Origin of the sequence: Amycolatopsis sp. WAC 01416, from assembly GCF_003947485.1 — a bacterium.
Lineage (GTDB): Bacteria > Actinomycetota > Actinomycetes > Mycobacteriales > Pseudonocardiaceae > Amycolatopsis.
In genome coordinates this window covers 304536-319206 of record NZ_QHHX01000004.1, presented here as the reverse complement: position 1 = coordinate 319206, position 14671 = coordinate 304536, and the positions used below count along the sequence as shown (strand labels likewise).

The 14671-nt window shown below is 69.5% G+C and carries 12 protein-coding genes; 6 read left to right on the top strand and 6 right to left on the bottom strand.

The window, feature by feature from the left end; genetic code table 11:
- Window position 1: 1 nt before the first annotated feature.
- Together DL990_RS15275 and DL990_RS15270 are read right to left on the bottom strand one after the other, a co-directional pair.
- Window positions 2–955 (bottom strand): MoxR family ATPase, encoded by a 954-nt coding sequence (locus DL990_RS15275; RefSeq protein WP_125786723.1) that lies wholly within the window; start codon window positions 953–955, stop codon window positions 2–4.
- Entirely contained in the window at window positions 952–3084 is a 2133-nt protein-coding gene (locus DL990_RS15270) for a fibronectin type III domain-containing protein (protein WP_125799078.1), read from the bottom strand. The genes DL990_RS15275 and DL990_RS15270 overlap by 4 nt, the downstream gene beginning before the upstream one ends.
- 238 nt (window positions 3085–3322) lie before the next feature.
- Between DL990_RS15270 and DL990_RS15265 the strand changes: the two genes are divergently transcribed.
- A complete protein-coding gene (locus DL990_RS15265) occupies window positions 3323–4639 on the top strand; it encodes a type VII secretion protein EccE (protein ID WP_233620481.1) in 1317 nt (438 codons plus the stop codon).
- On the opposite strand, the gene DL990_RS15260 is transcribed toward DL990_RS15265, so the two are convergent.
- A complete protein-coding gene (locus DL990_RS15260; protein WP_125799077.1) occupies window positions 4632–5108 on the bottom strand; it encodes a TspO/MBR family protein in 477 nt (158 codons plus the stop codon). The two genes, DL990_RS15265 and DL990_RS15260, sit on opposite strands and share 8 nt — an antisense overlap.
- A gap of 268 nt (window positions 5109–5376) precedes the next feature.
- Between DL990_RS15260 and DL990_RS15255 the strand changes: the two genes are divergently transcribed.
- The gene (locus DL990_RS15255; RefSeq protein ID WP_125799076.1) at window positions 5377–7515 is read left to right on the top strand and encodes a tetratricopeptide repeat protein; all 2139 of its coding nucleotides are present in this window, start codon (window positions 5377–5379) and stop codon (window positions 7513–7515) included.
- Here DL990_RS15255 and DL990_RS15250 read toward each other — a convergent pair.
- Entirely contained in the window at window positions 7416–7793 is a 378-nt protein-coding gene (locus tag DL990_RS15250) for a hypothetical protein (RefSeq protein ID WP_125799075.1), read from the bottom strand. The two genes, DL990_RS15255 and DL990_RS15250, sit on opposite strands and share 100 nt — an antisense overlap.
- Window positions 7778–8980: a hypothetical protein gene (locus tag DL990_RS15245; protein ID WP_125799074.1), complete on the bottom strand. Its 1203-nt coding sequence runs from the start codon at window positions 8978–8980 to the stop codon at window positions 7778–7780. Before DL990_RS15245 ends, DL990_RS15250 begins: the two co-directional genes overlap by 16 nt.
- 318 nt (window positions 8981–9298) lie before the next feature.
- Between DL990_RS15245 and DL990_RS15240 the strand changes: the two genes are divergently transcribed.
- The 4 genes from DL990_RS15240 (at window position 9299) to DL990_RS42165 (ending at window position 14043) form a co-directional block, all read left to right on the top strand.
- Window positions 9299–12313 carry a tetratricopeptide repeat protein gene (locus tag DL990_RS15240; RefSeq protein WP_125799073.1) on the top strand — a complete coding sequence of 1005 codons (3015 nt, stop codon included), beginning with the start codon at window positions 9299–9301 and terminating at the stop codon, window positions 12311–12313.
- A 347-nt stretch (window positions 12314–12660) separates the two neighbouring features.
- Window positions 12661–13005 (top strand): hypothetical protein, encoded by a 345-nt coding sequence (locus tag DL990_RS15235; RefSeq protein WP_125786730.1) that lies wholly within the window; start codon window positions 12661–12663, stop codon window positions 13003–13005.
- Between the two features lie 59 nt (window positions 13006–13064).
- The gene (locus DL990_RS15230) at window positions 13065–13826 is read left to right on the top strand and encodes a nucleotidyltransferase domain-containing protein (protein ID WP_125799072.1); all 762 of its coding nucleotides are present in this window, start codon (window positions 13065–13067) and stop codon (window positions 13824–13826) included.
- A 91-nt stretch (window positions 13827–13917) separates the two neighbouring features.
- The gene (locus DL990_RS42165) at window positions 13918–14043 is read left to right on the top strand and encodes a hypothetical protein (protein WP_007031507.1); all 126 of its coding nucleotides are present in this window, start codon (window positions 13918–13920) and stop codon (window positions 14041–14043) included.
- A 419-nt stretch (window positions 14044–14462) separates the two neighbouring features.
- Here DL990_RS42165 and DL990_RS15225 read toward each other — a convergent pair whose 3' ends face one another.
- On the bottom strand, window positions 14463–14642 hold the full coding sequence (locus DL990_RS15225; RefSeq protein WP_125799071.1) for a hypothetical protein: 180 nt from the start codon (window positions 14640–14642) through the stop codon (window positions 14463–14465).
- Window positions 14643–14671 lie beyond the last annotated feature (29 nt).

Genomic DNA, 14671 nt, shown 5'->3' with positions numbered 1-14671 from the left:
CCTACCTCCCCATCGCGGCCATGGGAGCGGCCGTCGCGCCCAGGAGTTCGTCGACGATGTCGGCGGTCCGGCGCTGGTTGAGTTCCGCGTCGGGGCTCAGCACGAGCCGGTGGTCGAGCACCGGATGCGCGACGTCCTTGACGTCGTCCGGGGTGACGAAGTCGCGGCCGAAGGTGGCGGCGAGCCCCTGTGCGGCCCGGATCAGCGCGATGCTGCCACGCGGGCTGGCGCCGTAGCGGACGTCCGGATGCGAACGGCTCGCCGCGGCGAGGCGCACCGCGTAGTTGACGATTTCCGGTGCCAGATGGGACTTCCGGACCTCGTCGATGACGGACTGGACGTCGGCGATGGTCAGCACCGGCTTCAGTTCGTCCGGCGTCACCCCGGCGCAGTCCCCCATCACCACGCGCATCTCGGATTCCAGATCCGGGTAGCCGACCGAAATGCGCATGAGGAACCGGTCCAGCTGCGCTTCGGGCAGCCGGTAGGTGCCCTCCAGTTCGATCGGGTTCTGCGTGGCGACCACGAGGAACGGCCGCGGCACCGCCTGGCCGACCGAATCCACGGTGACGCGGCGTTCGGCCATCACTTCGAGCAGCGCGGCCTGCGTCTTCGGCGTACCCCGGTTGATCTCGTCCGCCAGCACCACGTTGGCGAAGATCCCGCCGGGGTGGAACTGGAACCGCTCGTTGTTCTGGTGGTAGACCATCACGCCGGTGATGTCGCCGGGGAGCAGGTCCGGGGTGAACTGGATGCGGTTCCACCGGCCGCCGATGCTCGCGGCGAGGCAGCGCGCGATCGTCGTCTTCCCGACGCCGGGCACGTCCTCCATCAGCAGGTGTCCTTCGGCGAACAGCGCCGCCACGGTGAGCCGGACGACCTCCGGTTTGCCGCGCACCACCGATTGCACGTTCTCGGCGATCTGCTCGAAGGCGACCCTGGGTGTGAGCGTCACAGAACTTCCTTTTCCTTTCGTCGGCGCAAGCCGACCAGTGCCAGCGGGCCGAGCCAGAGCAGTGCGCCACCGGACACCGTCGGCACTCCCCGCCAGGTGTCCGTGGCGGTGCCCGCGGACGTCTTGATGGTCGCGGTGACCGTGATGGTGCCGATCCACGTGACACTGGCGATGGTCAGGGTCGTCGCGCCGGAACACGGTACCGGCTTGGTCTCGGCGAAGAATTCGGCGGTGCAGGTCGCGGAACCGCCCTTCCCGTCGGCTATCACGGAAACCAGCAGCTTGTCGTCCTTGCCCCGCACCTGGGTGATCGTGATCGTCGGCGGTCCCGAGACGACCGGCACCGTGACCTTCCTGCTGCCGGTGGTCCCGGTGAGGTTGGCCCCGGAACCGAACTTCGTGACCGCGCGGACCGTGACGGTCGCCGTGCCGGTGACCCCGGTGAATTCCGCGGACCTTGCCGTGACCGTGCGCTCACCCTTGCCCGTCACACTCACCAGATAGTGCACCAGTGTGCCGCCGCGCAGGTCGGGCTGGGTCCAGCTGACCGAAACCTTCCCGGCCGCGGTGGCGTTCGCGGTGACGACCGGTGCCCCGGCGGGCCGGTTCGCGGGTCCCGGGATGACCACCTTGGCGCTCACGCCAGGCCCGATCCCCGCCGAGTTCTCCGCGACCACCGTGATCACGTACGGGGTTCCGTTGCGCAGCCCGGAAATCGTCGTCCCTCGTGACGATCCGCCGACCCGGGTAGACCCGCCGGTCCAGGTCAGCCGGTAGCCGGTGATCCGCGCGCCGTTGTCCGCGGCCGGGCTCCACGAGACCTTGATCGAGCCGTCCCCGGACGACGCGCTCACCTTCCTCGGCGCACCGGGCGGGGTCGCCTTCGCCACCGGCGGGGGTGCCTGCTGGGTGTTCGGAGGTGCCTGCTGTCGCTGTTCCTGCTGCGGCGGGGGCTGGTCGCCGGACGGTTCCGGTTCGGCCGACGGCGCGCCCGCGGTCTGGCTGTTCGCCGCCTTGTCGACGTCGACGTCGACCACCGAGCCGTCGTCGCCGTTGACGACCAGCACGTGCGAGCCGTCGGAACTGTCGACGTAGATCCGGTTGTCCTCGCCCTTGGCGAGCCTCGGTGCCGTTCCCTGGCCCGGCACCTTCGCGGTGGACTTGAGCTTGCCGGCGACGTCGTAGGTCAGCACCTCCCCTCGCGTCTCGTCGACCATGGCGACGACGTTCGACGAGGAGAGCGGGCCGTTGAACCGGCTGCCCTTGGTCAGCTCGACCGAAATCGGCTTCGCGGCGGGGCGGTCCTGGTCGAGTCCGCTGATGTCGATGAGGTGCAGCTGGTTGCGCTCCGGGTCGGCGATGGCCAGCCGGTCGCCGACGGCGCTGTTGGCGACCTGCGCCGACGGCGAGAGCTTGATGCCGAGGGGAAGGGCTTCGCCGAGGCCGTCCAGGCCGACGCGGTGGAGGCTGTCGCCGGTGGTGTCGAGCACGACCGGCCGGTCGCCGACCAGGGTCAGCCCGCCACCGTGCCCGGGCGGGAGCTGCGCGGGGCAGGTCATGACGGCGGCGCCCTTGGGCAGCTCGCAGATCGCGCCGTTGTCGACGCGGTGCGCCCACACCGTGCCGTCGTTCGTCGCGACCGGCCGGGACAGTGGTCCCCCTGCGGGCACTGTCGCGGCCGGGTCACCGAGCCGCACGATCTGGCCGGCGTTGCGGTAGACCAGGTACGGGCCGCCCGCGATCTCCATCACGAACGGGGTCTCCGGCGCGGGCGGCGGCGTGGACTCCTCGACGCTCAGCGTCGCCTTGTCGAACTGCGTGACGCGGTTCCGCTCGACCACGTAACCGGAATCGTCGCCCTGCACGACCTGGCTGCCGTTCGCGGCGCCGGGCACGTCCGCGCGCGCGTCGACCCGGTTCGTCGAGCCGTCGACGTGGAACGCGGACTGGGCGGCGTCGTTGTAGACCCAGTGGCCGACCTGGACGAACTCCAGCCGTTCCGGGGTCGACGCCTGTCCGGTGACGGCCAGGCCGACCAGCGCCAGGCAGCCCGCGACCACCAGCGCCACGGCCATCCTCGTTCTGGCCACCACGCTGAACCGCTTCGTGCCGCGCTCATCGGTGTTCACGCGATCAAGCTAGAGAGTGACCATGAAATTTCGATGAAACAGCCTGTCTCCGGCTCGCGGCCGCTTGTCATCGAAACCTCATGTTCACCCGGCAGGCTCGGTTGCACACGGCTATGAGTGCCGGTCGGCGGAGCCGAGATGGGATCGAAAGACACCAGACGCGTGGAAGACCAGGCCGCGCCCTGCCGACGTCGATCGCGGACGCGGGTTCACCAACGGACTCTGAGGAGGCACGACGATGACCGATCTCGGCGCGGCCAGGACGGACGGGCGTTACCAGGCGCCGCCTCCGCCGCTTCCCCAAGCGGGGCCTGCCGTATCGCGGGCGGCGACCATTCCCGACTCGCTCGCCTACGCGGCGCCTGCCGCGCGGGCGGCCGCACGTGAGGCGGCGCTGGCCGCGCTCACCGCCGCTCGCCAGGCGGAGCAGCAGCCGCGTTGGTCCGCGGCGGTACCCGTACCCGCTCCGGCGCCCGGTCCGCCGCGGCCGAATCCGCCGGTGCCCGTCACCGGCCGCCGGCCCCGCCGGTTCGGCGGGATCGGGATGACACAGATCGTCTGCTGGCAACTCGTCCTCGTCGCGCTCGTCCTGGTGGCTGGGCGGCCCTGGCCGCTGGTGGCCGCTGTGCTCACCGCCGCCGCGGTGGCCCTCGCGCTGACCTCCGTGCGGATTCGCGGACGCTGGCTCTACTCCTGGCTCGGTTCGGCGTCGGGTTACCTGACGCGCGACCGCGACCGGGATCTCCGGCACGCGGGTGAAGCGGGCCGGTCGCTGCTGCACCTGCTGTCGCCGGAAGCGACGGGGATCACCGGCGAGATCGGCGACGAGACGGTGTTCATGGTCAGCCGCGCCGACGGGATCACCGCTGTACTGCAACCGAAGTCGGCCGTCCGTGAGCGGCCGATGCCGTCACCGCTGACCTTGCTGCCGCCGTCGCGGGAACAGGCCTTGGACGTCGCCGCGCAGGTCATCCACCACGTCGGCGCGGACCGCTCACGGCCGCCGCGCGGCTGGGTCGCGCTGCAGGCGCTGCGCACCGTCGACGTCCACCGGGACGCCGACGTGCGGCAGGCACTCGGGAACACGATCCGGCGCGTACGGCGCCAGCTTCGGCGCGACGGGCTACCGGTGCGGGCGCTCGCCGAAAACGAGGTCCTCGGCGCGCTCGCGTCGCTGGCGCACGTCACGGCGGGCCGGGCGCGGATCCGGGAGGACTGGCGGTTCTGGCACAGCGGCCCGATCTGCCAGGCGACCTTCCACCTCGACGGCTGGGACGCGCTTTCACCGGCGCTCGCGGCGGATCTGACGCACCGTCTGCTCGCCGCCGCGCCCGGCACGGCGGTGACCCTCGCCGTGACCGCCCACCGCGGTGCCGCCGATTCCGAACCCCGGGTCAGCGCGTCGATCCGGATCGCCGCCGCGGGTGCCCATCCGGTGGAACACGCGGTGCGGGACCTGGAACTCGCCGCACGCCGGGGCGGAGTGACCCTGGACCGGCTCGACGGCAGGCACGCCAAAGGGGTGGCCGCCACCCTGCCGATCGGCGTCAGTTGAGCACGACGATCGCGACGGTGAGCGCGGTCGCGTACAGCGTCCAGGCGAGGTACGGCAGCAGCAATGCGGCGGCGACCCGGGAAGACCGGCGGAAGTACAGCGCGGTGACGACGATGGCGACGTCGAGCACGAGGATGTCGGCCAGTGCGAGGCCGTACGCGCCGGCCGCGAAGAACAGCGGCGTCCAGGCGGCGTTGAGGACCAATTGTGCCGCGTACCAGACCAACCCGCGCCGTTCGCCGCCGGATTTCCAGTACAGCCAGCCCGCCACCGCGATCCCGAGGTACAGGACCGTCCACACCAGACCGAACAGCCAGGCGGGCGGCGCGAACGGCGGCAAGTCCAGTCCACTGTAGACAGACCGGGCGCCGGACGCGGCCAGGCCGCCGACGAGCGCGACCGCCGCGACCGCGACCAGGAACGGAAGGAACGCCAGCGGCGCGCGGAGTCGTCCTGGCATCGTGGTCATTCCCGGCTCCTGTCTTCGGCTCGTTCGAGCGTAAGTCAGGGAGCACGTCCTCGCAGCGCCGATCCGCGCCGCACCAGTCGATTACCTACACCGTTCGGGTGGCCTGGGCACGGAGTGCAATACCCGCCGTGATCTACCCGGACGATAGCTCGACACGAGCCCGATCCGCGCCGATCAGTAAGTCGAACATCACATTCAGCTTCGCTGTGAAAGCGGTACCGCGGCGGGCCTCGTGTGACCAGACTCGGTGCAGGGGGTGCTGCTCGGAATGGACTCAGGTGACAGACGCGAGAACACGATAACCGGAGACGTCTCCGGAACCGCGGTACAGGTCGGCGCCGTTCACGGCGACATCTTCCTCCAACAGGGGGTCAAGCCGGTCATTCCGCGTCAATTGCTTCCGGTGTCCTCGTCGTTCACCGACCGGGAACGGGAACTGACCGCACTGACCCGGTTGCTCGACGACGACCAGCGGCAGGGGCCGGCGCTGGCGGTGATCACCGGATCCGGCGGAATGGGGAAGACGGCGCTCGCGTCGCGCTGGATCACGAATCACGTCGACCGTTTTCCCGATGGCCAGCTCTACGTGAATCTGGGGGCTTTCAGCGCCGACGGGCCGACGACTCCCGACGACGTGCTCGGCGGTTTTCTCCGCGCGCTCGGCGTGCCCGCGGAGCAGGTGCCCGCCGAGATGGCGGAACAGTCGGCCATGTACCGGTCGGTCACCGCCGGGAAGAGGTTCGCCGTCCTCGCCGACGACGCCGACTCCGCCGCGCAGGTCCGGCCGCTGCTGCCCGCGTCGCCGGACAGCGTCGTCGTCGTGACCAGCCGGTGGCGGCTCGGCGCACTGGCCATGGACGGCGCGCGGGCGCTCGTCGTCTCCCCGCTCGACGAAGACGCGGGTTTGCGGCTGCTCGAAAGAACCGTCGGCACGCAACGGGTAACGACCGAACCCGAACGCGCCCGGGAATTGGTCTCGCTCTGCGGTGGTATGCCGATCGCCCTGTGCGTGGCGGCAGCCCGGCTCTCGACCCGGCCCCAATGGCCGATTTCCCGGTTGGTGGGCGTGCTTTCCGACGAAAAACGCCGTCTGTCGGGCCTCAAGATCGCCGACGAAGCGGTGGTGCAGGCGAGTTTCGACCTTTCCTTCGACGGACTGGACGCGGAGACGGCGCGGGTCTACCGCCTGCTCGGTCTCCACCCTGGCCGCGAGTTCGGGCTCGGTCTCGCCGCGGCCGCGATCGACCGGCCCGCGACCGAGACCGAGGACGCGCTGGACTCCTTGGTCGTTTCGAGCCTGCTGACCGACATCGGGCCCGACCGGTTCCAGTTCCACGATCTGACGCGGGTGCACGCACGGCAGAAGGCGACCAAGACAGAAGACCAGTCGACCCGATCCGACGCGCTGCGGAGAATGCTGAACTGGTATCTCGACCACGTCGCCGAAGCCGATCTCGCCATCATCCCGCACCGCCATCGGCTCAGCCCGCGACACGAACACGCGGAGCCATCACGGTTCTCCGATTCCCGGGGCGCCTTGGACTGGGTGGAGCAGGAACTCGCGAACGTCGTCGCGACCATGCACACGGCCGTCGAAGAGGGCTGGTGGCAGGAAGTCTGGCAGTTCTGCGAAGGTTTGTGGGGTTTCTTCCTCTACCGCAAGCATTATCGCCAGTGGGAGACGACGCACAAATGGGCGGTGGACGCGGCGCGGCACTGCGCGGACCCCGCCGCGGAAGCGCGCATGCACATCCAGCTCGGCTACGCCTATCTCAACACCGAGAAGTTCGAAGACGCGCGGACACAATTCGCGGCCGCCATGGAGGCTTCTCGAACGATCGACGACCCGGCCGGTGAGGCGACCGCGTGGGAGCACCTCGGCGTCGTCGCGCAAAGCACCGGCGACCACCAGCGTGCGCTGGAGTACTTCACCCGTGCCCTGCGGCTCGCGGAGCGGGCGGGACAGCACCGCGGTGTGGTGCTGCATCTGAGACGGATAGGAGAAGCCAGCGCGGCTTTGGGGCGGACGCAGGAGGCGATCGGTCACCTGGAGCGCTCCGCCGCCGAAGCACTGGCGATCGGCGACGTCGTCCTCCACGCACGGGCACAGACGCGGCTCGGCAACGCCCACCTCACCCTGGGGCGGGCCGGCGAAGCCTCCCGGCTGCTGGAGGAAGCGGCGGCGACGTTGCACAGTTCCGGCGCCGATCCGTATTACGCCGAAGCGCTCGAAAGTCTCGCGGAATGCGGGCTGCGCGAGGGCGACACTCACGCGGCCCGCACCCATCTCCAGCTGGCGCTGGAGATCTACCGTCGTTCGAGGGATCCCAAGGCACATCGGGTGGAAGCGCGGATAGCGGCGATCGCGGACGACACCGAAAGCCCTTCCTGGCCACTGCCGGAATAGCGGGGCCAGCCATCGATACCGGACCCGGCCGGGCCAGGGACGAACCGGTGATCCCGGAAGCGGACCAAGCCCCCGGCGATGACCGCCAGCGCCCCGGGCAACGCACCCAGCACGTCGTCCGGCGCGGCGGCGCAGATCACCAGGTCCGCGCGGCGCAGCCAGGCTTCGGATGTCTTGCCCGCCCAGGCGACCAGCACGTGGTCCGGCAGCCCGCATTCGTCTGTCCACCGCACTTCGACGACGGCGCCGCGCACCCGCGCCCTCATCTCTCCGGCCATTCTCTGGTGAGCAGCGGAACCGGCGTGACCTCGGCCGGACGGTCCGGCTCGGGCATCGCGAGGATCCGGTAGATCTCCTCGCGCAGCCGCGCCGCCGCTTCCCCCGGCATCGAGGTGATCCGTTTCTCGATGGCTGTACGCCGCGGACCCCCGGCGACGAGTTCGTCCACCTGCCCTCGCAAGGACCGCGCGGGGTCGAGAACGGACGCGGACTTCCAGAGCAGGTCGGCGAGACTCCCCTTCCGGACGTCGAGTACGGAGCCGGGATTGAGCAGGACCGGCTTCCCCAGCCCCGCCGCGTACTGCGTCACCGAGCCGTGGTCGCCGATCACGCAGTCCGACGCCACCAGCGCGGCCCGCCAGCCTTCCTCCGGGGGCAGGAGCCGGATCCCGGCTTCGAGCGCCTCGGCGAGCCACGCGCGCACCTGGCGGGTCCCGTGGGCCGACCACGTCAGCGGGTGCAGGGCCACCATCACCCGGTACTCCGGACCTCGCAGCACCGAGGCCAGCCGGGTGATCAGGTCCAGGTTCCCGCCGAACAGGGAATGCGGGGACCAGGTCGAACTGATCATCACCAGCTTCCGGTGCGCCTCGATTCCGGCCGAGTCCCGATACCTCAGTCGCAGCGGCATGCTCGCCCGGATCCTGTCGTAGCAGACGTCGCCGGCGACGACGACCCGCGAAGCAGCCTCGGGAAAAGCCCGGCACATCCGCCTGGCGTCGTCCTCGTGGGCGAACACCATCGCTTCCGGGACCACCCTGCCGTCGCGGACGAGCAGATCCCTGGGATGTCCCGCGATCCCCGTCCCGTGCGGACTGACCCGCGACCGGATCCCGCCGGTGCCGTGCGGCAGCACCAGCACCGGCGCCTCCAGTTCGTCGATGCCCACATGACTGGACGCGAGGGCCAAATCGAAGCGCATCCGCGATGCCTGATGCCATGGCAGAACGAGGCCTCCCGAACGACGCAGGTACTCGTCGACCCCTGGCCACGTGTCCGGGCCGTCGGGCGTGGTGAAGGCGATCTGCACCCGGGCGTCCGCCTCCAAAAGCGGCAGTACGTCCGCCAGCCGGGTACCCGCCGTCATATGCGGCACCACCGCGAGCACCCGGCGGCACCCCGTCCTGGTCAGCCATCGCTCCGCCGTCCTGCTTCCCGGCACACGCGCCCACGAGATCCCGGTCATCGTCGCCCCCGTCCCGCCGCCGACGAAATCCGCAGTCGTCCCGCCATTCCCGCCTCCACTCGTTTCAGTGATTCATCGTCACTGCGGAAAAGAGTGGCGGCCCGATCGTTCAGCCTCCTGTTCCGGGAATAACACCGCCCTTTCACGGGATGCCAGAGACATGACAGATTCCTGTCAGGCGTGCTTTGACCTGGTCAGATCCGGATCCACCTGCGAAACTCGACCGTGGGAGCGCGGTCACTCCGGTGACACCTTGGGAGGGGAGGCGCCGTGGAGCAGCACATTTCGCTCGGCTTTCTCGGCAAGACAATCGTTCGGATGCACGGTCGTTTGACCGTGCAATGGGGAAGAGCGCAAGAACACGCGGTCCTCGCCGTCCTGCTCGCACAGGCGGGGCGGCACATTCCCATCCAGACGCTCGTCAGGCAGGCATGGCCGGAGGACCGAAGACCACGGAATCCCGCTGCCACACTGCATACCTACGCCAATCGGGTGCGCTCGATCCTTCAGGACAGCGACACGGACGCGAGACTCGACAATACCGGCGGCGGTTACCAGCTCCTTGTCGACCGTAAGTCGATCGACTACTTCCGGCTCACCGAATCGATCACTTCCGCGCACCAGGCGTTCCGCGAACACGATCACGAACGAATACGCTCGCTGCTCGAAGGCGCCCTTCCGCTCTGGCGCGACATTCCGCTCGCCGAAGTGCACACGGAATGGGCGGAGAACTGGCGGAATTCCGTCATCTTCGACGAATGGATACCTGCCAACGGCCTGCTGATCGACGCGTACATCGGCCTCGAAAAGTTCGATCCGGCGCTTCGCAGGCTCAACGATCTCCAACGCGAGCACGGTTTCATCACCGGTCTCGCCCGCCGCCGGTTGACCCTCCTGCACAAACTCCGGCGGCACAATGACGCCACCGAATACTATTTCGCCGCGCGGCGGCAGCTACTGGCCGACGGCGACGACCGAGGCGCCGAGGAACTCCGTCGTTTCCAGGATTCCCTCGCCGAAGCCGATCCGCTGCCGTCGGCCACCGGGCTCACGGCGCCCCGCCGGGAACCGAACGTCCCTCTGCTGCTGCGCCGATTGCCCCGCGACATCACCGACTTCACAGGGCGCGAAGCGATCCTGGCGTCGCTCGACCGGCTCACCGGAGCGCACGAAGGATCACCCCATCCCGCGGTGATCGCGCTCGTCGGCGCGGCCGGGGTCGGCAAGACGGCCACCGCGCTGAGATGGACCCATCGCACGAGCGCCCGGCATGCCTGGGGAACCTTCTTCATCGACCTCCACGGCGACGGCACCGCGCCGCGGGTCGAGACCACCCAGGTCATCGACGACCTCCTCGACGCCTTGGGTTACGAGATCACCTCCATCACCGGCACCGCCGGACGTGAGACGAAACTCCGCTCACTGCTCGCCGAACGCCGGATGCTGATCGTCCTCGACAACGCGGCCGACAGCGCGCACGTCCGCCCGCTGCTCACCGCGCTGGCCGACTGCGTCGTCGTCATCACCTCACGCCGCCGCCTCACCGCGCTGTCGGTCCGCCACGACGTCCCGAACCTCACCCTTGGCACCTTGCCGCCGGACGATTCGGCGGAATTCCTGGCCCGGCGCATCGGCGCCCGGACGACGCGGGAACCGGAGGCCGTGGCACAACTGGCGCGGATCGGCGCAGGACTCCCGCTCGCCCTCACCCTCATCGCCGAACGCGCCGCCAACCGGGCAGGCACCACCTTGACGACCCTCGTCGGCCAGTTGCGGGATTCCGACCTCCTGCTGCACATCGGCGATGACGGCGACAGCGCGGACGCCAGCCTCAGTTCGGCGTTCTCCTGGGTCTATCGCGCACTGCCTCCGGCCTACGCCCGCGTCTTCCGGCTGCTGGGCATCCACCCCGGCGCGGAGATCAGCGTCGAAGCACTGGGTGCGATGGCCGCCGCCGGCCACCTGGAAACCCAGCGAGCCCTGGATTCGCTCGTTTCGGCGCATCTCGTCTCCCAGCCCGCCGACATCGACCGCTACCGCGTCCACGACCTCCTGCACCGGTTCGCGGCGGTCCTCGTCCGGGACGATCACGAATTCGTGCCGGCCAGGAACCGTATGTTCTCCTATTACCTGCACAGTGCGGACGCGGCGCAGCGGACCGCTTCCCCGCATCGTCAGGCGCCGCCGATGCCGCCACTCGAACCGGGCTGCGTTCCCCACCGCTTCGACGACGTGTCCGAGGCGCTGCGCTGGACTCTCCTCGAGCGTTCGAATCTCGTGTCCATGGTCCGCCGCGCCGCGGAGGACGGCCTGCACGGCTACGCCTGGCGGCTACCGCATTGCCTGATCGACACGCTGAAGCGCTATGGGCTGTACGAAGACTGCGTCAGCACGATGACCACCGCGGTCTCGTCCGCCGCCGCGGACGGGAACATCCACGCGGAAGCGTCCTCCAGCAATGACCTTGGCGAGATCCACCTGATCACCGGCGCGTACGACCTCGCGGACCGCTACCTCGGCCGGGCGCTGGAACTGTCCCGGCGTCACGGGATCGCGGTGGGGGAATTGTCGGTGACGCTGAACCTCGCGCGCCGCCACCAGTACGCCGGGCGGCTCCCCGAGGCCGTCACCCTCTACCGGGAAGGCCTGCGGCTCGCGGAATCCCTCGGCGACCGGGAGCGGCACGCCAAGGCCGCCCACCGGCTGGGCGACGCGCTCGTCGAACTCGACCTCCATCATCACGCGCTGCCCCACTATCAGCTCGCCCTCGACCTGCGCCGAAAGGCCAACGACGTGGCCGGCACGGTGGCCACCCACACGGCGCTCGTCGACGCCTACACCAAACTCGGGAACCTGGACGCCGCGGACGCGCACCAACGTCCCGCGCACGAACTCCTCGACCAGGTCGGGCTGACGGTCGCGACACGGCTGTACACCGTGATGGCGGAACTGGCCCACGCGCGCCGCCAGGACCGCGAGGCGCTCCGTCACGCGCAGCACGCCCTCGAACTGGCCGAAAGAGCGAACCATGTCAACGGGAGGGCGCGAGCGTACGTCGCGCTTGGTTCGATACTGGCCGATCACGGGAATCGCGAAGACGCGCGGTGGGTGTGGCGAAAGGCCGCCGGGCTCTACCGGGATACGGGCAGGGACCGGAAAGCCGAGAAAATCGACGGGCTCCTCGCCGAGATCGACGAGCCCGATCCGGTCGTGCCGCCGGCGAGGTCGGGGCAAGAGGACACCGTGGCTCTCCCACCTCCTCGTCGCCCGATAGGTCCACGCACTCCTCGAAAGAGTGATCAATTGCGTCACGGCACGCCACCGACTACTTGATTTCTCCCGAATGCGCATGTCGGACGAGTATCACCCGAATGGCCGAACAACTCTGAGTAGAGCGTGAAACTTGCACACGCGGAACCGGCCTCTTTAAGATCCACTGGCCGGATGGGGCAACCGGAATAAGGCCCCGCCAACCCCGCATTCACAAGGAGCACGTTGCTTACTCCCACGATTCTCGCTGCGCTGACGGCCGTCCCTGCGCTTTTCGCAGTGGCCAAAAGCTGGTGGAACTGCTGACACACCCCGGGTAGCCCGGACTTCGGTCCGGGCACCATCAAGCTCCCGCAAAACCGGTACCGTGAGGTGACCGTGCCCTACCGGACCCGACGGGGAGCGAGCCGATGCCAGAACCGGTCCTCATTTCTCTCGCCGCCGCACTCGCGGCCCGATCCGTGGCCGGTTTGTACAAACTGGTGAAGGAAAAATTCTCCGAAGACCCCGAGGCGACGGCGGCACTCGAAGCCGCCGAAGGCGCCGCGGAGGATTCCGCCGAAGTGCGCGCGCTCGCGACGCGGCTGTCCACGGCCGAAGCCGAAGACCCCGATTTCTCGGAACGGCTTCACCGCGAGTGGGACAAGGCCGGCGGGAACAGGGCCGAGACCGGCGGCGTGGTGAACACGGTCTCGGGCACGGTATCCGGGAAGGTCGTGCAGGCCCGCGACGTCCACGGGAACATCTCGTTCTGATCCGGGGCCACGGAAAACGCGTCGCGTTCACTTTGGCGCGTCACTAAGATCATCGCGCGATGAACGACGAGACTTTCCTCGCCCACGTGGCGGACGGCCTGGCCGCGTTGCCCGCCGTGCACGCCGTCACGCTCGGCGGATCACGCGCCCAGGAAACCCACGGCCCCGGCAGCGACTGGGATTTCGCCGTCTACTACCGGGGCGGTTTCGCCCCGGCGGAGCTACGCGCCCTCGGCTGGGAGGGCGAGGTGTCCGAGATCGGCGCCTGGGGCGGCGGCGTGTTCAACGGCGGCGCCTGGCTCACGATCGACGGCAGGCAGGCCGACGTCCACTACCGCGACCTCGACGCCGTCGAGCGGCACCTCGCCGAAGCCAGGGAAGGCCGGTTCCACTGGGAGCCGCTGATGTTCCACCTCGCGGGTGTGCCCAGTTACCTGCCGGTCGCCGAACTCGCCGTCAACCGCGTGCTGCGCGGCGACCTGCCGCGGCCGGACTACCCGGAAGCGTTGCGGGAAACGGCTCCGGCGATGTGGCGGGGCCGCGCGGAACTGACCCTGCGCTACACCCGCGGTGCCTTCGTCCCGCGCGGGCAGGCCACGGAGGTCGCCGGCGCGCTGGCCACCGCCGCCATGGAGACGGCACACGCGGTCCTCGCGGCCCGCGGCGAGTGGGTCACCAACGAGAAGCGGCTGCTATGGCGGGCGGGACTGCGCGAGGTCGACGCGATCATCGCCGGTCTGCGGGCGGACGCGGACGTCCTCACCAAGGCTGTCGACGACGCGGAGACGCTGTTCCGCGCGGCGGATTCCGCCACCGGGTAGCCGCGACCGCCCCTGTGGCGCGCGTCACGGAATGACCGGCGATCTTCAGCGCTACAGAGAGATGAGACCCGTTCCGTACCAAGGGAGTGACATGTCCGCCACCGCCACGCCGGAAGAGACCGCTCTGGCCGTCCCCGCCCTCGACGACTTCGACTTCCCGCTCACCGACGGCGCGGCCTGCCGCATCGACGACCCGGACTGCGAAGCCTGCCAGTAAGCCGCCTGCCGATTCAGCGGCCGAAGGGGTCTTTCCCTTCGTCTCACGCAGTGAAGGCGCCTCCCCCGCCTGTGGCGATACTGTCGGTTCAGGCGGCGAGGGGCGCCCTGCGGCGCGGCCTTGCCGCGACGCAGGAAGCCTCTTTACTTGCGTGAGCGTGTCGCACGCTCCTGCCGGCAGACCGACCACACGTGCACCTGACCGGAAGTCACGTGCGTGAAGCCGGATCACGCGTGTCTCCAGCCGGAAGACACGGCGCGGGCCCGGCCCCAGCGTGTTCCGTCTCCAATCACGCGAGTCCCGTGTCTGAACACGCGAATCGCGCCCTTCGCCGAAGGAGGGCAAGGCAAGCAAGGTCGCCACTCGCCGAACAGACCAACAGGACGTCCGACGCGGGGAAAGCGTCCTTCGGTCCGGGCTCAGTTCACTCGCCCGTCGACGGCCGCCACGATGAGCGCCGCGCACCGCTTGACCGGCAGACGCCGTTCCCGCGCCATCGTCTCGAGGGCGACACGGGCGGCCTGCCCACGCAATCCTTGCGCGGCAAGCACTTTCAGCGCCAGGCTGATGACGTCGGCGGAAGGTGGCGCTTCAAGCATGAGGGACCTCCGGCTCGCTCTGCGGACTG